The sequence below is a fragment of the Streptomyces sp. NPDC058877 genome (assembly GCF_042742855.1).
GTDB lineage: Bacteria > Actinomycetota > Actinomycetes > Streptomycetales > Streptomycetaceae > Streptomyces.
Map to the genome: position 1 here is coordinate 62,523 of NZ_JBHYMF010000007.1, position 21,686 is coordinate 84,208.

At 72.0% G+C, this 21,686-nt stretch carries 26 protein-coding genes; 14 read left to right on the top strand and 12 right to left on the bottom strand.

The window, feature by feature from the left end; genetic code table 11:
- Positions 1-133: 133 nt before the first annotated feature.
- The 3 genes from ACFW2Y_RS03310 to ACFW2Y_RS03320 form a co-directional block, all read right to left on the bottom strand.
- A complete protein-coding gene (locus ACFW2Y_RS03310) occupies positions 134-1,120 on the bottom strand; it encodes a hypothetical protein (RefSeq protein ID WP_384872773.1) in 987 nt (328 codons plus the stop codon).
- Positions 1,121-1,510: 390 nt separating this feature from the next.
- The gene (locus ACFW2Y_RS03315) at positions 1,511-2,431 is read right to left on the bottom strand and encodes a PaaX family transcriptional regulator C-terminal domain-containing protein (protein WP_384872775.1); all 921 of its coding nucleotides are present in this window, start codon (positions 2,429-2,431) and stop codon (positions 1,511-1,513) included.
- Positions 2,428-3,057, bottom strand: coding sequence for a GNAT family N-acetyltransferase (locus tag ACFW2Y_RS03320; RefSeq protein ID WP_384872778.1), 630 nt, complete (start codon positions 3,055-3,057; stop codon positions 2,428-2,430). Before ACFW2Y_RS03320 ends, ACFW2Y_RS03315 begins: the two co-directional genes overlap by 4 nt.
- 102 nt (positions 3,058-3,159) lie before the next feature.
- On the opposite strand from ACFW2Y_RS03320, the gene ACFW2Y_RS03325 reads away from it, so the two are divergent.
- On the top strand, positions 3,160-4,233 hold the full coding sequence (locus ACFW2Y_RS03325) for an alpha/beta hydrolase family protein (RefSeq protein WP_384872780.1): 1,074 nt from the start codon (positions 3,160-3,162) through the stop codon (positions 4,231-4,233).
- A 50-nt stretch (positions 4,234-4,283) separates the two neighbouring features.
- Here the strand turns inward: ACFW2Y_RS03325 and ACFW2Y_RS03330 are convergent, their stop codons facing one another.
- Positions 4,284-4,871 (bottom strand): SMI1/KNR4 family protein, encoded by a 588-nt coding sequence (locus tag ACFW2Y_RS03330; protein WP_384872783.1) that lies wholly within the window; start codon positions 4,869-4,871, stop codon positions 4,284-4,286.
- A gap of 707 nt (positions 4,872-5,578) precedes the next feature.
- Between ACFW2Y_RS03330 and ACFW2Y_RS03335 the strand changes: the two genes are divergently transcribed.
- Positions 5,579-6,859: an MFS transporter gene (locus tag ACFW2Y_RS03335; RefSeq protein ID WP_384872786.1), complete on the top strand. Its 1,281-nt coding sequence runs from the start codon at positions 5,579-5,581 to the stop codon at positions 6,857-6,859.
- Positions 6,860-7,204: 345 nt separating this feature from the next.
- Here the strand turns inward: ACFW2Y_RS03335 and ACFW2Y_RS03340 are convergent, their stop codons facing one another.
- Both ACFW2Y_RS03340 and ACFW2Y_RS03345 read right to left on the bottom strand, forming a co-directional pair.
- Complete coding sequence (locus tag ACFW2Y_RS03340; RefSeq protein WP_384872789.1) at positions 7,205-8,203, bottom strand: LuxR C-terminal-related transcriptional regulator; 999 nt, start codon at positions 8,201-8,203, stop codon at positions 7,205-7,207.
- 582 nt (positions 8,204-8,785) lie between these two features.
- Positions 8,786-9,244, bottom strand: a complete 459-nt coding sequence (locus ACFW2Y_RS03345) for an SCO4225 family membrane protein (RefSeq protein WP_384872791.1) — start codon at positions 9,242-9,244, stop codon at positions 8,786-8,788.
- Positions 9,245-9,495: 251 nt separating this feature from the next.
- Here ACFW2Y_RS03345 and ACFW2Y_RS03350 point away from each other — a divergent pair, with 251 nt between their 5' ends.
- The 8 genes from ACFW2Y_RS03350 to ACFW2Y_RS03385 all read left to right on the top strand — a co-directional run bounded on the left by ACFW2Y_RS03350 (position 9,496) and on the right by ACFW2Y_RS03385 (position 15,507).
- Positions 9,496-9,747 (top strand): alpha/beta fold hydrolase, encoded by a 252-nt coding sequence (locus ACFW2Y_RS03350; protein WP_384872794.1) that lies wholly within the window; start codon positions 9,496-9,498, stop codon positions 9,745-9,747.
- The gene (locus ACFW2Y_RS03355; protein WP_384872797.1) at positions 9,744-10,040 is read left to right on the top strand and encodes a hypothetical protein; all 297 of its coding nucleotides are present in this window, start codon (positions 9,744-9,746) and stop codon (positions 10,038-10,040) included. Before ACFW2Y_RS03350 ends, ACFW2Y_RS03355 begins: the two co-directional genes overlap by 4 nt.
- Positions 10,037-10,225 carry a hypothetical protein gene (locus tag ACFW2Y_RS03360; RefSeq protein ID WP_384872800.1) on the top strand — a complete coding sequence of 63 codons (189 nt, stop codon included), beginning with the start codon at positions 10,037-10,039 and terminating at the stop codon, positions 10,223-10,225. The genes ACFW2Y_RS03355 and ACFW2Y_RS03360 overlap by 4 nt, the downstream gene beginning before the upstream one ends.
- A complete protein-coding gene (locus ACFW2Y_RS03365) occupies positions 10,222-10,356 on the top strand; it encodes a hypothetical protein (RefSeq protein WP_384872803.1) in 135 nt (44 codons plus the stop codon). The genes ACFW2Y_RS03360 and ACFW2Y_RS03365 overlap by 4 nt, the downstream gene beginning before the upstream one ends.
- 169 nt (positions 10,357-10,525) lie before the next feature.
- Positions 10,526-11,392: a sulfurtransferase gene (locus tag ACFW2Y_RS03370; protein WP_384872806.1), complete on the top strand. Its 867-nt coding sequence runs from the start codon at positions 10,526-10,528 to the stop codon at positions 11,390-11,392.
- Positions 11,393-11,686: 294 nt separating this feature from the next.
- Entirely contained in the window at positions 11,687-12,256 is a 570-nt protein-coding gene (locus tag ACFW2Y_RS03375) for a PH domain-containing protein (RefSeq protein ID WP_384872809.1), read from the top strand.
- 309 nt (positions 12,257-12,565) lie between these two features.
- Entirely contained in the window at positions 12,566-14,788 is a 2,223-nt protein-coding gene (locus ACFW2Y_RS03380) for an FG-GAP repeat domain-containing protein (protein WP_384872812.1), read from the top strand.
- 89 nt (positions 14,789-14,877) lie between these two features.
- Entirely contained in the window at positions 14,878-15,507 is a 630-nt protein-coding gene (locus ACFW2Y_RS03385; protein ID WP_384872815.1) for a hypothetical protein, read from the top strand.
- On the opposite strand, the gene ACFW2Y_RS03390 is transcribed toward ACFW2Y_RS03385, so the two are convergent.
- Positions 15,474-15,689: a hypothetical protein gene (locus ACFW2Y_RS03390; protein ID WP_384872818.1), complete on the bottom strand. Its 216-nt coding sequence runs from the start codon at positions 15,687-15,689 to the stop codon at positions 15,474-15,476. The two genes, ACFW2Y_RS03385 and ACFW2Y_RS03390, sit on opposite strands and share 34 nt — an antisense overlap.
- An 800-nt stretch (positions 15,690-16,489) precedes the next feature.
- Between ACFW2Y_RS03390 and ACFW2Y_RS03395 the strand changes: the two genes are divergently transcribed.
- Positions 16,490-16,807 (top strand): FG-GAP repeat domain-containing protein, encoded by a 318-nt coding sequence (locus ACFW2Y_RS03395; RefSeq protein WP_384872821.1) that lies wholly within the window; start codon positions 16,490-16,492, stop codon positions 16,805-16,807.
- Positions 16,808-16,964: 157 nt separating this feature from the next.
- On the opposite strand, the gene ACFW2Y_RS03400 is transcribed toward ACFW2Y_RS03395, so the two are convergent.
- The 3 genes from ACFW2Y_RS03400 to ACFW2Y_RS03410 all read right to left on the bottom strand — a co-directional run bounded on the left by ACFW2Y_RS03400 (position 16,965) and on the right by ACFW2Y_RS03410 (position 18,000).
- The gene (locus ACFW2Y_RS03400) at positions 16,965-17,246 is read right to left on the bottom strand and encodes a hypothetical protein (protein ID WP_384872824.1); all 282 of its coding nucleotides are present in this window, start codon (positions 17,244-17,246) and stop codon (positions 16,965-16,967) included.
- Between the two features lie 183 nt (positions 17,247-17,429).
- Positions 17,430-17,678, bottom strand: a complete 249-nt coding sequence (locus ACFW2Y_RS03405) for a hypothetical protein (protein WP_384872826.1) — start codon at positions 17,676-17,678, stop codon at positions 17,430-17,432.
- 4 nt (positions 17,679-17,682) lie between these two features.
- Positions 17,683-18,000, bottom strand: coding sequence for a hypothetical protein (locus ACFW2Y_RS03410; protein ID WP_384872829.1), 318 nt, complete (start codon positions 17,998-18,000; stop codon positions 17,683-17,685).
- 400 nt (positions 18,001-18,400) lie between these two features.
- Here ACFW2Y_RS03410 and ACFW2Y_RS03415 point away from each other — a divergent pair, with 400 nt between their 5' ends.
- The 3 genes from ACFW2Y_RS03415 to ACFW2Y_RS03425 all read left to right on the top strand — a co-directional run bounded on the left by ACFW2Y_RS03415 (position 18,401) and on the right by ACFW2Y_RS03425 (position 19,914).
- Positions 18,401-18,802 (top strand): hypothetical protein, encoded by a 402-nt coding sequence (locus ACFW2Y_RS03415; RefSeq protein ID WP_384872832.1) that lies wholly within the window; start codon positions 18,401-18,403, stop codon positions 18,800-18,802.
- 10 nt (positions 18,803-18,812) lie between these two features.
- Positions 18,813-19,133 (top strand): hypothetical protein, encoded by a 321-nt coding sequence (locus ACFW2Y_RS03420; protein WP_384872834.1) that lies wholly within the window; start codon positions 18,813-18,815, stop codon positions 19,131-19,133.
- A gap of 244 nt (positions 19,134-19,377) precedes the next feature.
- The gene (locus tag ACFW2Y_RS03425; RefSeq protein ID WP_384872837.1) at positions 19,378-19,914 is read left to right on the top strand and encodes a hypothetical protein; all 537 of its coding nucleotides are present in this window, start codon (positions 19,378-19,380) and stop codon (positions 19,912-19,914) included.
- Positions 19,915-20,511: 597 nt separating this feature from the next.
- On the opposite strand, the gene ACFW2Y_RS03430 is transcribed toward ACFW2Y_RS03425, so the two are convergent.
- Complete coding sequence (locus ACFW2Y_RS03430) at positions 20,512-20,733, bottom strand: hypothetical protein (protein ID WP_384872839.1); 222 nt, start codon at positions 20,731-20,733, stop codon at positions 20,512-20,514.
- A 565-nt stretch (positions 20,734-21,298) separates the two neighbouring features.
- Positions 21,299-21,637, bottom strand: coding sequence for a MerR family transcriptional regulator (locus ACFW2Y_RS03435; protein WP_384872842.1), 339 nt, complete (start codon positions 21,635-21,637; stop codon positions 21,299-21,301).
- Between the last annotated feature and the right edge of the window lie 49 nt (positions 21,638-21,686).

Below are 21,686 nucleotides of genomic sequence, written 5' to 3' on the forward strand. Positions count from 1 at the left end.
GGGTTCCGCCGCCCCCGGGCGTGATCGGGGCGCCCACGGGTGCACCCGGTTTCGGGGCGGGCGGCCCGGCAGCCGGGGGCGCCGGGGACGGGAGGGGCGCGGAACCCGTGGCGGTGGGCAGCGGTCGCCGCCGTCACGAGAGGAGGGCGAGGACCAGCCGCCCCGGGAAGAGGTAGAAGGTGGCGGCCAGGCTCGCGGCGAAGACCGGCAGTGCGACCGCCACGCCGAGCGGCAGCCACAGGACGGACCAGAACCCGAGGAGCTCGCCCTCGCCCCCACGGCCCCGCAGGTACCAGACGCGCTGCTGCGGCAAGGGCTCCGCGGAGGGGGCACCCGTCTTCCGCGCCCGTTCGTACCGTCGCCCGGAGACGTCGACGACGGCGTACACGTCCCGGCGGCCCGAGGAGGTCGCTTCCGAGCGGTCGAAGTCCGCGAGGGTCAGATGGCTCCGGCGGATCAGGCGCCACAGGCGGGGCGCCCAGGAGGCGAGGTGGAAGCCCGACACCACGGCGACGCCCGGTGGTACGTAGCCGGCGGCGAGGTAGAGGACTGCGCCGGTCCGGTCGCCCACGGCGAACAGCACGGCCGCGTACCCGATGAATGCGGCGGCCAGTCCCGAGAGCGCCAGCTTGTCCTGGTCGATCCGGTCACGCGGCGGCGGCACCGGGGCCGTCGGGAGCCGAGCGGGGTGGCCGCTGGCGATCGGGAGGGAGCCCTCGCGCAGGCGCACCGCGTCCGCCGCGCACACCGGGACGTCGCGCCGGGTCCCGGCGGGAGGCATCCAGGGGACTTCGGCGGTCGACGGTCCGTGCCGGGGATCGAAGAAGCAGGGCGGCAGTCGCGCGGGCGGCGGTCCGCCCGCCAGGCGGGACTCCAGGCAGGCCATGGCGTACCGACCGTCGTCCAGGTGCCGGAGGACGCCTTCGCGGTCGTTCCGGCGCAGGGACCGGCAGGCCGCCTCGTACGCGTCGAGGGCGCGCGTCCAGTCCGTTACCGCGTCCGGCGGCGTTCCGGGGGTTCCCGGTTGGAAGGGGTGGGCGGCCAGCAGTTCGCCGAAGGCCATCACCTCGACCATGAGGCCCTGATCCCGCTCCGTCCGCCGTTTCCCGAGGTGTCGCACGGTCCCTCCCGTGGTCTCGTCGTGTGCCGTGGCCCTCTCCACCGGGCGGACGCGGCAGCTGCCGGTGCACGCCCGGGCACGGGTGCCGTTCCCCACGACGCCGGACGGCAGCGGGGCCGCGACGACGCCCGGACGGTGTGCACCCCGCCGTACGGGACGCACCGGAGGGAGCTCCCGCCTCCGGGCCCATCGGTGCCTCCCTCCGCGCCGGGCCCGGCCCCGCTGCCCATGGTCTCCGGGCCGTGGGAGGGGCACCATGCCGTCGACCAGCAGAACGCCCCCGCCCTCGTTGCCGGCGGACGGTTTCCGTTCGGTCGGCCGGGACGTGCACCTGGAGAACGATCCTGACGGTCCGTTCGTTCTGCCCGGTCGGCTCCTCGTCGAGGAGCATCAGGAGGGTGGCGCGGCGGCGCTCGGGGCGAGGGCGTCGTCGTAGAGGCGGAACAGCCGGGGGCGGCCGGGTTCCCGGTCGCCCCGCTCGTCCCGCTCGGCGAGGGCCTCCCAGCACTCTGCGGCCAGGGCCCGGGCGCGGCTGCCGGGCCAGGGCCGGGGGAGCAGTTCGGGGGGCAGCAGGGGGTCGGGTTCCATGGCGGTGGTGAAGGCCGCCGCCAGTTCGATCGCGTACGTCAGGAGCTCGGTGTCCGTGGGGCGTTCCGGGCCGGACAGCCGGGCCAAGCGGTCCGTGGCCAGGGCGGCGAGGGCCTCGTGGCGGTCCGCGATCTGCCGGAGCGGCCAGAGCAGGGCGGCCAGCCGGTCCGGGGCGTCCTCGTCCCCGACCCGGAGGTCGCGGCTGGTGAGGCGGGTGAGGGAGGACAGGACGTCCAGGTGGCGGGCGTGTGCGTCGACGATGTCGCCGATGGCGTTGGCGCTGACGTAGAGCCCGCCCTGGAGGGGCGCGGCGCCGAGGTGGACCAGGGTGTCGCGCAGGGCGTCGCGGGCCTGCCTGGCGGTCTCGGGGACGGCGAAGGCGAAGAGGTGCCAGGTGCCGTCCCAGGGGGCGAGCCCCCGGTCCTGCCGGTAGGCGTGGCGCACGTACTCCACGTCCGGAGCGATGGCCCCGGTGGCGTCGACGGTGGCGTGCAGACGTGCCTTGCGGCCCCGCCCCTCGTGGGTGAACCGCCCTTCCGCGACGAGCCGTTTGATGCAGAGCCGGACCTGTTGGTCGGTCATGCCGAGGGCCTCGGCGACGGCGTACAGCTCGCCCGCGTCGACGGTGCCGTCCTCGCGGACGAGGGCGAACACCAGGGTCCGGGTGCCGATTCCGGGCGCGGCGGGTTCCCGGCCGGTCGCCGCCGCGGTCTCGTCGGTCATCGTCGCTGCTCCTTCGTGCCGTCCGGACCCGCAGGGACCGCGCGATGCATCGTAGTCACGGCACCGAAGCCCATCAGGTCCCGGAGGAACGGGGTCTGCTCGGTGTGCACGGCGGTGTAGCCGTGGCGCTCGTACAGGGCTTTGGCCCGCGGGTTGACGTCGATGACGTCCAGGCGGACCCGCGAGCACCCGTGTGCCGCGGCGATCTCGCCGATCTCGGCGAGCAGCAGGGTGCCGATGCCGGCACCCCGGTGGGCGGGGTGGACGGCGATGCCGTCCATGACGAGTTCTCCCGGCTCGGCAGTGCGTTCGAGCAGTGCCAGCACGGCGAGCCGTGGCAGGCCGCGGAGCGGCCCGTAGGCGGAGAGCACGTCGCGCACCCCGCCGCCGGTGAGGCCGCGACCGCCGAGTTGGTAGCCGGCCACGCCCGTGACGTGGCCGTCGTCGGGGTCGAGCGCGACGACGGCGCGGTCGTGGTGGAGGTGGCGGGCGATGAAGGCCCGGCCCCGTTCGGCCGGGCCGAGGGCGGCTCCGAGTTTGCGCCCGAAGGCCTCCCAGTACAGCTCGGCGACCTGTGCCTCGGCGCCCCGGGGCACGCCGTGTCCGATGACGGGTGCGGTGTCCATGCTCCTCTGCTCCTTCTTCCTCTTGCCTCGCCCTTCATGAGTGAACATAGTACGGTCGTCATGAAAACGATCGTTTGTGAATCGATAGTTAATGGGGGGCAGATGTCGAAGGGAACACGGGGCGGGGCTCCGACGCGCCGCCGCCGGGCGCTGCGAGCCGTGCTCGCGACCCTGGCCGCACTGGCGGTCACGGCGACCGGTCTGGTGGGTCTCGTGGTCTGGCAGCACACCTACGAGCTGCGGGAAGAAGCGGTCACCGTGCGGCACGGCGGCCGAACCCTGCACGGTGTGCTGGCCCTGCCCGAACGGGGGAAGGGACCCTTCCCCCTCGTGGTCTTCGTCCACGGGGACGGCCCGGTCGACGCCACCCACGACACCTTCTACCGGCCGATCTGGGAGGCCTTCGCCAGGGCCGGGTACGCCTCGCTGTCCTGGAACAAACCGGGCGTGGCCGGCGCACCGGGCGACTGGCTCGACCAGACCATGGACGACCGGGCCCGGGAGGCCGTCGACGCGATCGCCTGGGCCCGGCGGCGACCGGAGGTCGACGGCGGCCGGATCGGCCTGTGGGGCGCCAGCCAGGCCGGCTGGGTGTTGCCCAAGATCGCCGCCGAGGACGGTCGGATCCGTTTCGCCGTCGCCGTCTCGCCCGCCGTCAACTGGCATCAGCAGGGCCGCTACAACCTCCTCGCCGAACTGCGCCGCGACGGCGCCTCCGAGCCCGAGGTCGCCGCCGCCCTGCGCCGCCGCGAGACCGTACTGGAACTGCTCGGGCGGGGCGCCGCCTACGAGGAGTACGTACGGGAGGTCGGGGACCCGCAGGGCATGACGGCCGCCCGCTGGCGGTTCGTCTCCAAGAACCACACCGCCGACGCCAGCGCCGACCTGCCGGCCCTGCGCGGCGTTCCCGTCCTGCTGGTGCTCGCCGGGCACGACGTGAACGTGGACACCGCCGACACCGAGGCCGCCTACCGCCGTCTGCTCCCCGGACCGTCACTGCGCGTCGCCCGTTACCCCGGCGCCGCCCACGGCCTGGTCAAGCACGAGGTGGAGGCCTCACCCCTGCGCCTGACCCTGACCGCGCTGTGCGCGCCGCGGGCCCTCTTCGCCGAGGGCTTCCTGGCCGACCAGCAGCACTTCCTGTCCGCCCTGGACGCCGGAGGGGCGAGCCGGTGACCACCGGGCCCGCAGGGGCCGCACGACGGGCCGACTCCCGTGGGGCGCCCCTAATCCTCCGGAAACCAGTCGCGGCCCTGGGCCCAGTGGGTCACCCAGCCCGTGAAACCGGGGGTGCCCGGCATCAGGGCGTCGGGGGACGGGGAGCCGAAGGGCACCGCGCCCTCGCCGGAGATCTGCCAGACGTGACCGCGCTGCGGACCGGTGACGATCAGGTGCCAGTACATGCCGCAGCCGTCGGTGCCCAGCAGCAGCGATCCGTGGTCGAACACGGGGGCCGTCCGGGCCTCGAACTCCTCCATCGACAGCGCCGTTTCGTCGTCCTCCTCCCACAGCCATGCCACCGTCAGCGGGAAGGGCTCGGCAAGCAGACGCTCGGGACGGTACGCACCCCAGTCCGGGGGCGTCTGCGAGAGGGGCAGCAGGCCGTAGTGGGGCGGCCCGGCGCGCAGTCCGTCGCAGATCTCAGCCGCGAAGGTGCGGTACGGCTCCGGGAGCACGATGCGGTGCTCCGCCTCGAAGGACCGCACCGTCTCCCAGCCGGCCGGCGGCTCCGCCCCGGGGCGGGAGGCGAAGACCTCGCGGAGGGCGGCCAGTTCGGCGGGCTCGCATGTTTCCGTGTTCATGCCGCTCATCATGCAAGGTCCGCAGGGGGCGGCCCGTCCGGGAGCGCCCGATGCCGAGTGGCCGCGCTTCGCGCTTCGCCCGGCATCCCGTCGTGCCGCTCGTGGCCCGAGCGCGGCACCGGGGATTCGAGGGATCTGGACGACGAACGCCCCCGGACCACTGATCGTCGGCTTCCTCCGCCCCGTGCGCCTGCGCGCGACCGGCACGTTCCACGAACGCTGTGTACCCGCCCCGTCCGACGAAGGGCCCAGGGGCCCGACAGACGCCCGGGGAGGTCCGCTGGTTGTGCTGGAGCCGGTTCCGCACCCCTTCCGTGCGGACGCCGAGGCCCGTGGCGACCGAGCCGATCCCTGCTGCCGGGGCGACCGGCGCAGCACGCTCGCGTCCCTCTCGAACGGGGCGGAGTGGTGCTTCGTCCCCACCGGGAAGGAGATGAACGTTCGGTTTGACGGGATTCGACCCCCTCATGTTCCTGCAATGCCACATCCTGGGCCGTTGCCTTCGTTGTCGTGCTGCCGCTCCCTGGGAGATTTTCTTCTTGGCGAGCGGACGAGCGCTTCGGGGCGAGTGGGAAACCCTTCGAAGATGCTCCGGCTCGCTGTTGTCGATTCGTGTGGACGGCGGGAGCGGCTGGACCGTGCCGCTCACCGAGACCCGCGCCACAGCCGGGCTGTCCGAGGCCGTGGCTCGTCGAAGCCCCGTCCAAGGAGAAGTGACCATGGATCCCACGACCAGTGGACGAACCTTCCGGAAGTTGTGGGCAGCCACCGCCACCTCGAATCTTTCGGACGGGATAAGCCTGGCCGCAGCGCCCCTGCTCGCGGCCACCGTGACCCACGACCCGGTGCTGATCGCCGGCATCACCGTAGCGCAGCGGGCCCCCTGGCTGGTCCTGGCCTTCGTCTCCGGCGCCCTTGCGGACCGCCTGGATCGAAGGCGTGTTGCGCAGGTGGCGAACTGGATCCGTGCTGCCGGATTCGTGGCCCTCGCGCTCGCGGTCCTCGGCGACGCCGTCTCCGTGCCGCTGCTCTACGTGGTCTTCTTCGCCATCGGGACGGCCGAGACGCTCTACGACAGCTCCTCGTCCGCGTGGCTGCCGACGTTGGTTGCCCCGGACGACCTGAGCCGGGCCAACGGACGGCTGCAGACCACGTTCGTCATCTGCAACGAGTTCATCGGACCGCCGTTGGGCGGATTCCTCTTCGCCTCTGCGACCGCGGCCCCGTTCATGCTCGGAGCCACTGGTTATGTGGCCGCCGTCGGTCTGTTGGCGCTGATCCCGGCGGCAACCCGACGCCGGCACACGCCGTCCGCGGAGCCCCTGACGGCGAAGGGCGTCGCCGCGGACATCGTCGTCGGCGCGCGGTGGTACCGGTCGTCGCCGACGTTGCGGTCATTGAGCGTCGTCGCAGCGATGGGCAACGCCGTCAACGCCGCCACCTACGGCATCCTCGTGCTGCTCGCCACCGACGTACTGGGTGTCGCCGCGGGCTGGTACGGCGTCCTGCTCGCGGCGGGTGCCACGGGTGCGGTCCTCGGCGGCCTGGTGGCCCGCAAGGTCGGCGAGTGGATGCCGATCGGCACGCTCATTCTGGTGACGAACCTGCTGTCGGCCGGATCCACCGTCGGCATGGGGCTGGCCGTCAGCCCAGAGGCCACCGTTGCCTTCATGGCGGTGGACGGCTTCGCCGTCCTGATCCAGAACGTCCAGGTCGTCACCCTTCGACAGCAGATCGTGCCGAACGAACTGATGGGCCGTGTCACCTCGGTCTACCGGTCCGTTGCCGTGGGCGCCTTCACCGTTGGCGGAATCGCGGGCGGTTTGGTGGCGAAGTTCTTTGGAATCCCCGCGGCCTTCTCCGTCGGCGGTGCTGCCATGGCGCTCACTGCCTTCATGGTCCTGCCTGTGCTGAACGACGAGCGTCTCGCCCAACTGAAAGAAGAGGCAGTTGCTCGGGAAGAGGCCTCCGGGGACCGCCGTGCAGGGGCTTCGGCATGACGCCTTGCAGCGGGGGCGGTGCGGACAGAGAAGCCTTGCCGCTGCTCTTCGGGGAACGGACTCGTCTGCCATCCCGTACCTGGCCTCCCGAGCAATGGAGTTGAGCCGGCTGAGGTCCTTCTCCATCGACCGCACCGAAGCGGCCAACCGGTTTCGACCCGATGCGGCTTGCGGTGCAGCCGATGTCCCGTACACACGAGCCGGCACAGCGCGCCCATGCCCAGCATGCTGAAATCATTTTGGAGGGAGGCGAGTTGCTCATTCCTGCCGTGCACTCGGCCGTCCCGCGAGCCACGTGCCTGCCGCCGGTCCGCAGGGGGGACGCGCGGCTCGGTTCCCACGAGGTCACTCCGGAACCGTCGTGTCGGGCTCGCCGAGGAGGTCCGAGGTGGCCAGTAGATAGCCGAGCTGCGCCCGATTGGTGCTTCCGAGCTGCTCGGCGATCTTCGCGATGTGCGACCGGCACGTCCGGACGCTCATGCCGAGGCGCCGGGCGATGGCTTCGTCGACGTAACCGGAGATCAGCAGCTGGCAGATGGTCCGGCGGATGCTCGGGACCACGCTGGGCTCCTCCCTGCTTCGACCCCTGGGAGCGAGTGGGGTCGCGCGCTGCCAGGCGTGCTCGTAGACGTCCACGAGAAAGGTGATGAGGGCCTGGTTGCGGACTTCGAGTGCGCTCTGCCGGTCGCTGCGGGCCGGGATGAACGCCACTTCCCGATCGAAGATGATCAACCGCTCGAAGAGCTCGTCCAGCGTGCGGACCTGGGCCCGGGCGCCGGCGTCAGTGACCTGATGGACGTATTCCATGGTTGCCGGGTTGTGACGCACGGTGTGCTGGTACAAGGTCCGCAAACGGACCCCGCGGGCGAGCAGGTCTCGACTTCGCTGCAGGGCCTCGGTCAGGACCGTCACGGAGCGGCTTCCTCCGGGCTGTGCCGTCAGCAGCTCGGAGGTGCACCTCTCGGTGGCATCGTCGATGGCGGCATTGATGGCCGGCAGGCCCGTGAGCATCACCAGGTCCGTGGTGGGGCGCTGCTGGGCGTTGTAGAGCGTCTCGATCGGATCCAGGGCCCGCTGCAGTCCTTGAGCGATCGCCTGCCGCTGGTGGATCTCCTCCTCGATGGGGCGCACGAGCATGGCGAGGGCGGAGGACGGGCGGATGGGCGTCAGTGACTGCTCGGTGCCGGGGACGGGCTGGAGGAGCTGTAGCCGCAGGAGACAGGCAGGGGCGGAAGACTGATCGGCGAGGCCGGCACGGACCGCGTTCAGGTAGTACTCGACACCGTTCCCGCAGGGCGTGCCGCCGTTATGGCAATCAGTGCCCGATTCACATGCCTCGCGCATGTTCGGCCTCCTGCAATGTCACTTCATGAGCACCTTCAATTCTTGTACGGCTGAGGCCCTCATTTGCTGCGGGCAAGCGTCCGCGAGCAATGAAGCTCCTTCGTGAGCCTACCGGGCTGGCACTCGTGTTCATGGTGTCGTTCACGCTCTTCGCAACCACCGGCCCTGTCGATCCCGATTCGGCGGGCACCGGCACTCGCGCTTCTGCCGGTGTTTTTTTGGGGCCCCGGATCCCGGGCGGGAACGAGCGATTTGCTGGGGCCGCTGGCCGGATGTGGCGTCGACGTACCGGAAGAACATGCGATTTCGCCATCACCGGGTGAACCGCCGCGAGGACGGGGCCCTCTCCCCGCGCCTCGTAACACACTTCGCGGCGGACGAGCCGGCCGTCTGCCCCGTATCCGTCGGGTTGGCTGCTCCTGTTCCCTGTTCCCTGTTCCCCGAAGCACGCGATTGCGCCCCGTGGCATTGCCCGAACACGTGGTACGACGTGTTGTCGGGGCACTTCCCGCCTCCAACGGATGCCATCCCGTCGACTGCGTGTCCTCACCGCGGCAGGTCGGGGACTCGCCCTGGCGGCGCCTAGACCCCGGCGCGTCCGGTGGAGCCGAGGCGCCGCTGGACGAGGAAGCGCACGAAGGCCCAGATCGCGGCGGCGTTGACCAGGGCGCCGATCAGGACGGCGGCGTGGAAACCGAGGGCCGACCACGCCTCCGGCCCGGCGGCCGTGGTGTCGGGGGTCCAGTCGGCCGGGAGCGGAGTGTTCTCGGGGGAGAGCTCCGTAGGCAGCGGGGTGGGCGGCTGCTCGCCGTGGTGGGGCACCACTGCGGGCGCCGGGTCTGCCGAAGCGGCCTTCACCGCGGGGCCGAAGAAGCCCAGGAGCAGCAGGCTCACGGGGGCGGTGGCCAGCAGCGGCCAGATCCCGGCGAAGCCGGCGTCGCCGGTGCGCCCGATCGCGTACGTCCCGAGCTCCAGCGCCAGCACGAGGGCCAGGTAGCCGCCGGGCACCCACATCTCGGCCTTGGACCAGCGCCGTTCCATCGCGTTCCCCTTCCCGTTCCGCTCGTTGTGCGATCAGTTTCGAGGGGCTGGGGTTCCGTCGCCTGAGCGCGCCTACTCATCCCTGCCGGGCTCCTACTCGGGCCGGGGCGTGCGGATGTGCCGGTGCTCCGGGCCGCCTGCCGGCAGTGGCCGCGGGCCTTCCGCCTGCGGCCGTCCCGGCGGTGACCGATCGGTCCATGACGGTCAGGACGTCCCGTGCCCGGTCGTCGTGTTGCCGGGGGCCCGTCGATGTGAACGCGTACACCTCGTCGAGGCGGCATGCCTCCGCGGAACTCGCCGACCTGCTGTCCGAGCACTTCACGGTCTTCACCTACGACCGCCGTGGCCGCGGCGACAGCGGCGACGGGCCGTCCTACGACGTGCGGCACGAGGCCGAGGACCTGGACGCGCTGATCGAGCGCGCGGGCGGCGAGGCCGTGCTCTTCGGCATGTCCTCCGGCGCCGTGCTGGCGCTGGAGGCCGCGGCCCGGGGAGCGCCGTGACCCGGCTCGCCCTGTACGAGCCGCCCTTCGTCACCGACGACAGCCGCCCGCCGCTGCCCGCCGACTACGTCGCCCACCTGGAAGGGCTCGTGGAACGGGGCGCGCACGGCGATGCGGTGGCCTACTTCCTGACCGCGGCCGTGGGCCTGCCGGCCGAGGCGGTCGCCGGCATGCGGCAGGCCCCCTTCTGGGCCGACCTGGAGGCCACCGCCCCCACGCTGCCCTACGACGGACGGATCATGGGCGAGACCATGTCCGGCCGCCCCTCCCCGCCGACCGCTGGCGGACGGTGACGGTCCCCGTCCTCGTCGGCAGCGGTGACGCGGGCGCCCCGCACATGCTCACCGGAGCTCGGGAACTCGCCGCGCTCGGAGAGGACTTCACCCTCCAGGTCTTCCCCGGCCAGGAGCACTCCATCGACCCGAAGGTCCTCGCCCCCGCCCTGACGGCCTTCCTCACCGCCGAGGAGCAGGCATGAGCAAGGTCTTCGCCAGCCCGGGCATGTCCCTCGACGGCGTCGCGCCGACCCTCGGCCTCGAACCCGCACGGGTGGTCGCCTCTCCCCGGGTCACCCACCTCACCTATCTGCTCACCGCCCCCCGCACCTAGCGAATGGGGCAAGGGCGAAGGCCCGGGGCCGAGTCCGGGCTGCCCCCCGACCGGCCGTGCGGTCGACGGGAACACCGAGGAGGATGTGACGACCGAACCCGAACGCACGGCGGGCAGGTCCTCCGGCACCACACGGTGGCGACCCGCCGATTCCCCCGGAGGTACCCACATGAGTGCGACGGCACTCCCCGCCACCGCTGCCGGCGGACTGCCCGGCCCGCTCGTCAGCACCGGTTGGCTGGCCGCACGGCAGGGGACGGGCACGGTGCTCTTCGACGCCTCCGTCGGAGCCCACCGGGGCGCGGCCCGGCGCATCCCCGGGGCCCGGCCCTTCGACCTCGACGGGGAACTGTCCGACCACACCTCCGCCGTGCCGCACACCCTGCCCGGCGCCCAGCCGTTCACCGAGGCCGTGCGCGCGCTCGGCGTGCACGACACCGACACGGTCGTCGTCTACGACGCGCAGGGCATCTACTCCAGCGCCCGCGCCTGGTGGATGCTGCGCACCATGGGCTTCGACCGGGTCGCCGTCCTCGACGGCGGCTTGCCCGCCTGGACCGCGGCCGGCCATCCGGTCGAACCCGTGCCCGCCGCGTACGACGGCCCGCGCGGCACCTTCACCGCCCGGCCCCGGCCGGGTCTGGTCGTGGACGCCGACGCCGTCACCGCCGTCCTCGCCGACCCGGCCGCCGCCGTCCTCGACGCCCGCACCCGCGAGCGGTACGCCGGCACCGCGCCCGAGCCGCGCCCGGGCCTGCGCGGCGGCCACATGCCCGGTTCCGTCAGCCTGCCCTTCGGCGAACTCCAGCGGGACGGCGGGCTGATGCGGCCGGCGGACGAGCTGCGCACCGCGTTCGAGGCCGCGGTGGGCAAGCGCGAGCGGTTGTACTTCAGTTGCGGCTCCGGGGTCACCGCCTGCGTCCTCGCGCTCGGGGCCACCCTCGCCGGTTACCGCGACCTCGCCGTGTACGACGGCTCGTGGAGCGAGTGGGGCCTGCCCTCCGGCCGGCCGGTGGCCACCGGCGGGGCGGCCTGAGCGAGCGACTCACCGTCAGGAGCGCGGAGGTGAGCGACGGTCGGCGAAGCGGTGCTCGGACGGACCGGTGCTCGGACGGACCGGTGGCGTCGAACCGCTTGCAGGCGGGGGCGACCTCCTCGGGCCTGGCGGTCGCCGTGGACCTCGGTGGGGCGGACCGGTTTCCTCATCCGGGGTCAGGCGACCGGGGAACCGTCCCGGGACCGGGGTCGTGTCAAGAGTCGTCCCCGTCGTCGCTCCGGCGCTCTCGATGCGCCCGAGCGGTACGGGGAGAACGGGGAGAACGGGGGAGAAATGGAATACGGCCCTGTGACGGGCGGTCGGGTGCTCCGCCGCCGGTCCTTCCGGGTGCTCGCGCTGCTCGTCCTCGCGCTGTTCGGGGGCGGGTCCGCCTTGGCCCTCCACGACGCGCTGCTGCGGGACGACCCGGACGGTTGGATCGCTGCGGCGCTGCTGCTCGTCTCCGGTTCGTGCTGCTACCGCGTCATGCGCTCCCGAGTGCACCTCGGCGAGAACTCCCTCACCGTGGTCAATCCGCTGTTCAGCTACGAGGTGCCTTACGGGGCGATCCGGAAGATCGAGGTCGGTTCGTCCGGGAGCCTGACCGTGCTCCCCAAGGAGACCGTGGCGGACGCCGAGGACGACGGATACCTCGCCGTCGGATTCGCCGGCTCGCTGCTCGACAGGGTCTTCAAGAGCTCGGACGAGGCGGCCGTGGAGCTCAAGAAGCACCACAAGCGGCGGCGACGTGCGCCGGGGGCGAACGGCCCGGTACGACGCCGGCTGGTTGCCGATGCCGTGGCGGAGGCGATGCTGCTGTCAGCGGCCGTCTGCGCGGCGTGCGCCGTGGCCCTGCGCCAGTGACGACGGCGTAGGGAGCAGGTCGGACGGCTCGTGCGGGGCCTCCAGCGGGATCGGCGGGCGGCTGGGTGTCTTCGCGGGGCCGGGTGGGACGGGCGTGGCGGAGCGGCTCCGGAGACCCTGACCTGCGGGCGCGCCGCGGAAAGCCGGTTGCTATCCTCCCCGGCACTGGACGCGGGGGACTCAGGCCTGGTGGGGGACACTACCGGTGGCCCTCGCTCATCACGGCCGCCCGCTGACGCGCGCGGCCTCTTCGGGGAGGGCCGTACCGTGCAACAGACATCGAGGTCTCGTCACATACTCGCCGGCGCGGTGGGCGTCGCGCTCACCGTCACCGTGGGGACCCTCGCCGTCCCGGCCCTCGCCGCACCGGCCGTGGCAGCGACGGCCGCCGCTTCAGCCGACGGCGCCTCGGTGGCTGCCGCCACCGAGGCGGCCCCGGTCCCGTATCCGCTCGACTCCACTCTCTGGAGCGCCGGCGCGACGGGCTTCCTGACGGGGGGACCGGGCAGCGACGGCCACGAGTACCGGTGGACGAGGTACGCGGACGGCTCTTCGACCGTCCTGCCGCACCTCTTCGTCCAGGGCTCCCGCGGCTCCGACGTCGTCGTCTTCGGAGACGGCTTCAACTACACCCTGCGGGACATGGCCACCGGCGCGGACCTCCTCGCCGTCGACCTGCGGACCGTGGGCACCGCCGGCGCCGACTACAGCGGAGTCGCCGGCGCGACCCTCTTCGCCACGACTTCCGGGACCACCGGTGAGGACCTCCACCTCCTCACCAGGACCGACGGTGAACCGGCGGACCGGACGGTGACCGGCCTGCCCGCGGACGCCACCCGAGTGCGCGCCTCCGCAGTCCCGTCCGAACCCGGCCGCGCCCTGCTGACCTACCAGAGCGGCGGCAAGCGGTACTGGGCGCTGCTCGACCTCGCCACCGGTGCGGCCACCGACCATCGCGAGATCGTCACCACGGGACAGTGGGGCGGCTGGCCCACCCTGTCGAAGACGCACGTCGCCTGGGTCGAGTACGACTCCTCCTCGCGGGCGTCGGTGGTCGTCGTCGAGCGCGGAACCGGCAAGACCCAGCGCGTCCCCCTGGGTACCGCGGGCCGCGTCTCGGTCGGCCTGGTCGGGGACTGGGTGACGTACGCGGAGCACGACGGCCTCGGCGCGTACGAGCCGAACCCCCTCTACTCGCTGACCGCCCGCTCCCTGACGACCGGGACCACGCGCAAGCTCCTGGACCACGTGAAGGGAGAGGTCTCCGGGCCCGACGGGACGCAGCTCGTACGCGGCGGCACGGCGGCACAGGGCGAGGGCCTCTACCGGATCCGTACCGGCGCCGACGGCGTCCCGGTCGCCGAACCGGCCGCGAGCACCGGCGAGCCGACCAAGGTCACGCTCCTGGGCCACGAGGTTCCTTCGGTGATCAACGCCGACCCCGCCGAGGGCCCCGTCCGGCTGGACTGGCGCCTGTCCCGGACCAACGTGGCGATGGCGGTCACGCTGCGCCACGTCCAGAGCGGGGAGACGAAGAGGGCGGACGTGTACCCCTCGGGGGACTTGGTCGACGACCCCCACATCGCCCGCCTCGACTGGAACGGTGACGTCGACCTGAACGGCGAGCGGGGCACGCCGACCGGGGCGCCCAGCGGTGCGTACACCTGGGAGATCAAGGCCAAACCGCTCAACGGCATCGGACCGGACCTCGTCGCCTCCGGCACGTTCACGCTCACCCGCGAGCCCGCCCCGCACGACTACGACGACGACGGCTCGCCGGACGTACTGCGCCGGGACGGCTCGGGGCGGCTGTGGATGAGCGACACCTACTACGCGTACGACGACCTCACCCAGTATCCGGAGAAGCTCGTCGGCTGGGGTTGGAACGTCTATGACCAGATCGAGGCGGTGGGTGATGTCGCGGGTGCTTCGGTCGGTGATCTGGTCGCCCGTGATGGGGACGGTGTCCTTTGGGAGTACCTGGGCAAGGGTGACGGCACGTTCGCTCCTCGTACGAGGATCGGTGGTGGTTGGCAGGTCTACAACAAGATCACTGGTGGTAGTGACCTCGATGGTGACGGGAGGTCCGACCTCCTTGCCACTGATGCGTCCGGTGGCCTGTGGTTCTACAAGGGCACCGGTGACTGGCGTGCTCCCTTCGCGCCGCGGGTGAAGATCGGTTGGGGTTGGGGCGTCTACAACCAGATCACTGCCGTGGGTGACGTCGCGGGTGCCTCGGCCGGTGACCTGGTCGCCCGTGATGGGGACGGCGTCCTGTGGCTGTACCTGGGCAAGGGCGACGGCACGTTCGCGCAGCGTACGAAGATCGGCGGCGGTTGGAACGCGTACACCCACCTCGTCGGCATCGGCGACGCCGACCGCGACGGCCGCAACGACCTGTACGCCAGCGGCTCCAGAACCGGCAGCTCCTACCTCTACCAGGGCACGGGCGGCTGGCGTGCTCCCTTCCGCTCCCGCGAGGCGGTCGCCGAGCACTTCTGGGAGTACCGCACGTACAACCTCTTCATCTGATCGTGAGTCTGACCGGGCGTTGCGCAGCGCTGCGCGCACCACACGCATCGCGCCTCAGCGCACGCCCGGCACCCCAGGAAGGAACACACGTGCCTCACGCACGACCCGTCCGCCGTCGGCTCTTCTCCGCCGTCGCCACGGTGTTCGCCGTCACCGTCGGAGCCAGCGCCCTGACCGCCCCGGCAGCCGAGGGTGCGACCACAGGTACGACGTCGGGTACGACGACGGCCGACGCCACGGCCACGCAGGACGTCATCTCGTTCCCGCGCGGCGACGAGATCTTCGGGGCCACCTCGTCGGGCTTCCTGACCCTCGGCGACACGGCGTCCGACCGGCGCTGGGTACCGGCGGACGGGTCCGCTCCGAAGGAGCTGTCGTCGCGATTCCCCCTCCAGGGCACCGGCTCCGGGGACCTCATGGGCATGCAGGTGGGCGACGACGCCAAGCTCGTGGACATCTCCAACGGCCAACAGCTGACGAGCGTCTTCCTCGGCCCGAGAGAGAGCCTCCGGCAGTACGTGGGCGCCGCCGGCCAGGCCCTCTTCACCACCTCCGACAACGCGATCGGAGGCAAGGACCTCCACATGCACACCCAGGGCGTCGGGCAGGAGCCGGTGACCGACCTCCCCGCGGGTGCCACGGGCATGACCGTCAGGGCGGGCACGGCCCACCACGGCCTGCTGACCTACTCCACCGGCACGGGCACGGGGACCAAGTAGTTCCTGGGCCTCGTCGACCTCGCCACCGGCGCGGTGACCGAGACGTACCCCCGCACCACGACCGGCGCGAGCGGGGACATCGCCGTTTCGGCGACGCACGTCGCCTGGGTCGAGTACACGGACCAGTACGCGGGGACGATCGTCGTCCTCAACCGCTCGAACGGTACGAAGCAGAGCTTCAAGCTCGGCAGCGAGTGGGCGTACGGGACCGAGATCGGCCTGGTCGGCGACTGGGTGACCTACGGCACGGTCAACGGCCTCAGCGCCGGCGCACCGAGCGCCCTGCACGCGCTGACCGCCCGTAACCTGACGGACGGAACGACCACCCGCAAGCTCCTCGACCACCTGACCTCGGCCGCCATGGCGCCCGATGGCACGAAGATCGTGCGCGGCGGCACGGTCGCCCAGGGCGAGGGCGTCTACCGGATCGCACTCGGCGCGGACGGCACGCCGACCGCCACCCTCGTGACGAGCTCCGGGCCCACCGTGCTCACGCTGCTCTCCTCGAACGTTCCCGCCGCCGTGGACCTCGACCAGAACGATGGCCAGACGAAGTTCTCCTGGACCCTGTCCCGGCGCAACGTCGAGGGCTCGATGACGCTCCGTCACGTCCCCACGGGCAAGAGCGTGCGGTACGACTTCACCGCCTCGTCGAGCACGGGCCCGAGGGTCGTCGGCTTCACCTGGGACGGACTCCTCCCCAACGCCGAGGGCCTCAAGGAGTTCGCCCCCAGCGGCGACTACGCCTGGGAGCTCAACGCCACCCCGAGCAACGGCATCGGCCCGGACCTCAAGGAGACCGGCACCTTCGAGGTCGCCCGCGCGGCCGGCGCGCACGACCACACCGACAACGGCAGCTCCGACCTGCTGGCCCGTGACGCCTCCGGTGTGCTGTGGCGCGACGACACCATGAAGGCGGAGACCGCGCCGGTTCCGTACGGGACGGGTACGGATCGGCTGGGGCTGGCAGATCTACAACCAGGTGGAGGCCATCGGCAGCATCGCCGGCTCCCCCGCCGGAGACCTGGTCGCCCGCGACGAGTCCGGCGTCCTGTGGCTGTACGAGGGCAAGGGCGACGGCACCTACGCCCCTCGGGTGAGGATCGGCGGCGGCTGGGGTGTCTTCACCCACCTCGTCGGCATCGGCGACGCCGACCGCGACGGCCGCGCCGACCTCTACGCGGTCGGAGCCTCGGGCGCCAGGTTCTACGCGGGCACCGGCGACACGGCCGCCCCGTTCAAGCCCGGCGTGTCCGCGTCCCCGCACACGAACGCCACGGACCTCGACTCGGTGTTCTAACCGCACGGAACGGCGGCCCGGACCGTCTTCCCGACGGAACGGGCCTCGACACCCCGGGTGGTGGCGAGGGCGGATACGAGCGGCAGCCCGTATCCGCCCTCGTCCGGGTACTCGTTGGCGGCGAGGTCCAGGTCGTAGTCGCCGTTCGAGTCGACCTTCAGCCAGACCTTCGATTCCTTTTGAGCTTGGCCGTGTCGATGTTCAGGACGGTCTTGACGTCGAAGGACAGGACCAGGCCCACGCCCTTGCCGATCGCGTTCGTGACGGTGCCGATGATGCTCTTGGGGTCCTTGGGCTTGGCCAGGTCGTCGATGATCTCCTTGGCGGCCTTCCACATGGCGCGGTGGAGTTCATCGGCGAGGTCGCGGTTCAGGTCGACGGCCGCCTCGGCGTACTCGCGCAGGATGTTCGCGAGGTTGTCGGCCGTGTCCTTCAGCACCGCCAGGACGGGTTCGCTACCGGTCGGGACGCGGGGCGTGCCCGGGCCGGAGTCGGCGGTCTGCGCCCACTGGTACCCGACGCGCTGTTGGCCCCATGGTGGCCTCGCGTCGGTCGATTCGGCGAAGCCCTTGGTGACGGCTGTTCACCGTCCCTACTGGCCCGTTGTGGCACGGGTTTCCGTTCAGGGGCCGGTGGAGGCGTCGCGCTCCTCCGGTGGGTGACGCCGCGCCCTCCAACGTCGGCGGGCCCAGTCGCCGGCTTCGCCGATGGCAGCCATCACTGCGGCGGACGCGGCGCTCGCCGTGAGGCCGGCCGGGTGGCCCGTCGCGTGCCCCAGGAGCCAGAGGGCCAGGGTGAGAACGGCCCACCAGGCGGTGAGCGATACGGCCTCACGGCGCGCGCGGCTGGTCCGAGGTGCTTTTGCGGGCATGAGGTCAGGAGCCCTCGCGCGGGGCCACGACCGGGCGGCGCCGGCGCGTGCGGACGGTCAGGCTCAGGAACAGGCAGCCGGCGACGGCGAGCACACCGCCGGCCGCCGTGCAGGCGAGGGTGAGGTCGGGGGAGGCGCCCGCTATGCGGGGGAGCGAGTTGGTGGGGGCGGTGGCATAGATCAGCAGGAGGGCCCAGCCGCGTGGTCGTACGGGAGCCAGTCGGTGGCGCAGCCGCTCGGGGACCCGGTTCGTGGCCATGGCCAGGCCCGCCGGCAGCACCGTGAGCGAGAAGAACACGAGGCCGAACCACTGCCATGTCATGGGGCTGCCTCCTGGGGTGCGGGCACAGCGCGGCCGTGTGGGCAGCCGACGATTGCCGAGGTGGTGACGCCGTACAACGGGTGCTGGCGTGGTGACGACCCTACCGAGGCCGCGGGAGGCCGCGTCAGGGGCCGAGCCGTCTGTCCGCACGGGGCAATGCTGCCGGGGTCCGGCAATGTGTTCCCCCGTGTGGGATGACATGCTCGGTCCTGTGCCGAGGCGAGGCCGCGGAGGATCAAGGCGGTCTCATGCCGTCTCGTTCGTCTGCTCGCACCGTTCGTGCTGCCTGCGGCCTCACTGCTGGGGGCATCGGCCCCTTCCTGGGGGCCGGGCGATGTGACAAGCGTGCTCGCCCGTGGCACCGCGGCTCGGAGCCTCGCGCAACCAAAAGGGGAGGGACATGGACCGGCTGTGGGACGTGCTGGGCGACGTCGCCCAGCTGATCATGGGGCCGGTGGTGGCGTGGACCGTCTGGGGATGGCTCAGTCACCCCGAGCGGGCTCCCGCGTGGGCGGCTCGTGGCCCGCTGTGGGCGGTGCGCTGCTGGGTGGCGGGTTTCGTGCTCCTGGGGATCTGGATGGGGAGCAGCGGTGTGTACGGCCTGACCGGGCTGACGGAGCCCTGGGTGGTCGGCTTCTGCCGTGCCGCCGGCCCGATGCTCTACCTCCTCGTCGTCTGGCTCCCCTTCGTCCACGGGGCGATGCGGCGTGGTGACGGGCGGTCGCCGGTTTCCGGCGCGGCCGAAGGGGCGTTGGAAGGGGGCCGGGACGATGACGGGTCGCCGAAGGGCCACGTGGCGTGAGGCGGGGTGGGTGCTCGCGGGGTGTTGGGCGGTGTGCGGCCTGGCGGGGGGACTGCTGTCCTTCGTCGGCGAGCCGTCACCCCCGGTCGCCTTCGCGGTGCTGGTGGTGCTCGTGCACTGGTTCTGGCGGCGTCGGGACTGGGGTGCGGGTGTGTGCGCCGGTTGCGCGGGTTCCGTCGTCGTCTTCGGCGCGGTGGAGCTCCTGCGGCCGTTGACGGGCCGGGGCGTGGCGGATCCGCTCGCCACCGGGCTGGGGGCTTCGGTCACCGTCGTCGTCTTCACAGTGATCGCAGGGGCAAGGGCAGTTCGAGCGGGGAGGTCGAGTGTCTGAGGTTTCATCGCGTCTCGCCCTGCCGGCGGCTGCGGGTTCCGTACGTCGGCGTACGGTCTGGCACCGGGCGTGGGGCGCGTGCGCGGCTCTTCTGGGCCTCGCTATGACCCTGCTTGCGGGGGCGATTCTCCTGGGCGTGGTGCCGGAGCTGATCGAAGACGAACGGGCTTATGCCGCTGCCTCTCCGTGTCCCGCTTCCGCGGGCGCGGCCGAGGACTGTCTCCGTGACGTGACGGCGACCGTCGTGAGCACGGTGATCAAGGACGAGGTCACGTACGAGGAGTTCTCGGTGCGCCTCCGGGGCCCGCGCGAGGTCTCGGGCGATGTCGACATGGGCGCGCCCGGCCCGCTGCTGGGGGATTTGCGGCCGGGCGACGTCGTGACCGTCACGCTGTGGCAGGACTACGCGGTCGCCGTGACCAAGGACGGCCGCTCCCAGGAGACGGCCGACACCCCGCTGGGTGAGCCACAGCTCGTGACCGCGGTGGGGTCGGCGCTGCTGTCGGTCGGTGCCTTCACCGCTTACGCCGGGGGCCGGGTGGTCACCGGTGCTCGCCGCTACGGGCAACGAGGACTTCCCCGGCTCCTCGTGGTCCACGGCAAGGTGGCGTTCGGCGCGATGCTGTGCGCTGTGCCGGCCATGATCGTGGGGGACCTCGCCGGCGTCCCGCTTCAGGCAGTCGTCTGGCTCGCTCTGCTGCCCGTGGTCTGGTGGTTCGTGCGCCGACGCGAGATCCGGGGCCGGGGTCGGCATGCCGCTCCGGCGCTCCAGGACCGGTGAGCGACAACTGACGGGCGGTCGCACCCCCGGAACGTCGGGGCAGGGCCCGAGCCGAGAGCGGAGGCGTTCGTGTTCGGCGCCCGCCCTCCCCCGTCGTGTGGGCTGCCGGGCGGCGTCGATCCGGACGAGAACGGCGGTGTGGTCCGCGTACGAACCATCCCTTGAGCGGCTTCGTCCGCCCGGGAGGATGGCGTCCCGCCGAGTGGTGTAGCCGATCAAGCTGGCGGAATCCGCAGGTCGTGGCCCGATTCGCCCTCGCCGGCGGCCCTGTTGGGGCTCGCCGAGCCGGGACCAGCGGTGATCGCACGACGGACCGCAGCGGCACGTCCCGGACGGCTCCGAAGCGGAGGCGACGGACCGTGATCGGCTACACCACGACGGGGGACACGACCTACGGACGGTCGGCGACCACGACGATGAACCAGCCGCCGAGGGTCTCCTCGCCGGTGTGCGCGGGCCCTTCGGCCGCCGTCGACGTCCCGTCGTCGGGGGTGCGCGCCGTCGCGGGTGCGGTGTGCTCGGTTCCAGGGCCTCGCCGCCGACCAGTTTCCCGGTCGCGGCGAGGCCGGTATGCCGTGACCGGGCACGGCGGCGGCCCTACAACTTGCTCATCTTGGCGTACGGACTGAGGATCCGCTCTTGCGTCGAGCCGAAATCCACGACAGTCGCGATCCCGCCCTCGACGCCGATGACCCGGCCGAGGCCGTACACGTCGTGCGTGACCTGGTCGCCTACGGCGAACTGCTTGGGAGGCAGCGTGACCGGGGCCTTGAAGGGGCTGGTGGGCAAATAGCGCTTCGGTGCACTGGGCTTTGTCATTGCCGCCAGTATGCGCCCCGCGCGCATCCGTTCGCTGCGGCCGTACACGTCCGCAGCGCGGGGCCGCCGCGAAGGGGCTCGACGAAAACAACAGCTCCAGGTCGCTGACCGGCGGTTTTGGAGTTTCGGTACGGTACGGGCCAGGGGCGGCTGCAGGGGAGCGATCCGGAGGTCACCGAGGCCGTTCCGCGCCTTCCATATCCGGCGGCGGCCGAGACGTCGGCGGCTCTGCGGCTCTGTCCGAGGAGGTGACGCCGACCGGACTCCCGCCCCGGATCGACGACGTGCCCCCGCCCGTCTCCGGGCCCGCCCGGTCTCGGCGGGTTCCTGACGCCGGTACGGACAGCGATGTGGGGGGCCGTCTGACGGACGGGGCGGGCCGTACGCCGTCGCGGACGGTCCTCGACACCCCCCGACCACGACGACTGGTCGACCGCACCGTGTCCTTCGGCGCTGCTCACATGCCCCTGGGCCACGCGGCGCTGATCCCGAAGGGGCCTCGCCCGCGCATGCGTGCGTGGTTCTCCGTCGAAACCCGGCGGAATCGACGACGGGCGACCCCGCCTCAGTCCGAGTCCGGTGGCGGGGCTGATTCCGCGGCGCGGCGGTACTCGGCGTTGATGCGCTGGGCTTCTTCGAGTTGGTCTTCGAGGATGATGATGCGGCAGGCGGCTTCGATGGGGGTGCCCTGATCGACGAGCTCCCGGGCACGTGCGGCAATGCGCAACTGGTAGCGGGAGTAGCGGCGGTGGCCGCCCTCGGAGCGGAGCGGGGTGATGAGGCGGGCTTCGCCGATGGCGCGAAGGAAACCTTGGGTGGTGCCGAGCATTTCGGCAGCCCTGCCCATGGTGTAGGCGGGGTAGTCGTCGTCGTCGAGACGCCCGTACGAGTCATCTGCTGTCATTTGCACCTCTCTGTGAAACGCGTAGAGGGGCCCTGGTGCCGTACGGCAC

Excerpts from the sequence above, each read along its gene's own strand:
- ACFW2Y_RS03435 (WP_384872842.1), bottom strand. The coding sequence starts at position 21,637 with ATGACAGCAGATGACTCGTACGGGCGTCTCGACGACGACGACTACCCC.
- ACFW2Y_RS03340 (WP_384872789.1), bottom strand. The coding sequence starts at position 8,203 with ATGCGCGAGGCATGTGAATCGGGCACTGATTGCCATAACGGCGGCACG.
- ACFW2Y_RS03430 (WP_384872839.1), bottom strand. The coding sequence starts at position 20,733 with ATGACAAAGCCCAGTGCACCGAAGCGCTATTTGCCCACCAGCCCCTTC.
- ACFW2Y_RS03410 (WP_384872829.1), bottom strand. The coding sequence starts at position 18,000 with ATGACATGGCAGTGGTTCGGCCTCGTGTTCTTCTCGCTCACGGTGCTG.
- ACFW2Y_RS03330 (WP_384872783.1), bottom strand. The coding sequence starts at position 4,871 with ATGATGAGCGGCATGAACACGGAAACATGCGAGCCCGCCGAACTGGCC.
- ACFW2Y_RS03405 (WP_384872826.1), bottom strand. The coding sequence starts at position 17,678 with ATGCCCGCAAAAGCACCTCGGACCAGCCGCGCGCGCCGTGAGGCCGTA.
- ACFW2Y_RS03365 (WP_384872803.1), top strand. The coding sequence starts at position 10,222 with ATGAGCAAGGTCTTCGCCAGCCCGGGCATGTCCCTCGACGGCGTCGCG.
- ACFW2Y_RS03345 (WP_384872791.1), bottom strand. The coding sequence starts at position 9,244 with ATGGAACGGCGCTGGTCCAAGGCCGAGATGTGGGTGCCCGGCGGCTAC.
- ACFW2Y_RS03370 (WP_384872806.1), top strand. The coding sequence starts at position 10,526 with ATGAGTGCGACGGCACTCCCCGCCACCGCTGCCGGCGGACTGCCCGGC.
- ACFW2Y_RS03315 (WP_384872775.1), bottom strand. The coding sequence starts at position 2,431 with ATGACCGACGAGACCGCGGCGGCGACCGGCCGGGAACCCGCCGCGCCC.
- ACFW2Y_RS03320 (WP_384872778.1), bottom strand. The coding sequence starts at position 3,057 with ATGGACACCGCACCCGTCATCGGACACGGCGTGCCCCGGGGCGCCGAG.
- ACFW2Y_RS03325 (WP_384872780.1), top strand. The coding sequence starts at position 3,160 with ATGTCGAAGGGAACACGGGGCGGGGCTCCGACGCGCCGCCGCCGGGCG.
- ACFW2Y_RS03415 (WP_384872832.1), top strand. The coding sequence starts at position 18,401 with ATGGACCGGCTGTGGGACGTGCTGGGCGACGTCGCCCAGCTGATCATG.
- ACFW2Y_RS03375 (WP_384872809.1), top strand. The coding sequence starts at position 11,687 with ATGGAATACGGCCCTGTGACGGGCGGTCGGGTGCTCCGCCGCCGGTCC.
- ACFW2Y_RS03335 (WP_384872786.1), top strand. The coding sequence starts at position 5,579 with ATGGATCCCACGACCAGTGGACGAACCTTCCGGAAGTTGTGGGCAGCC.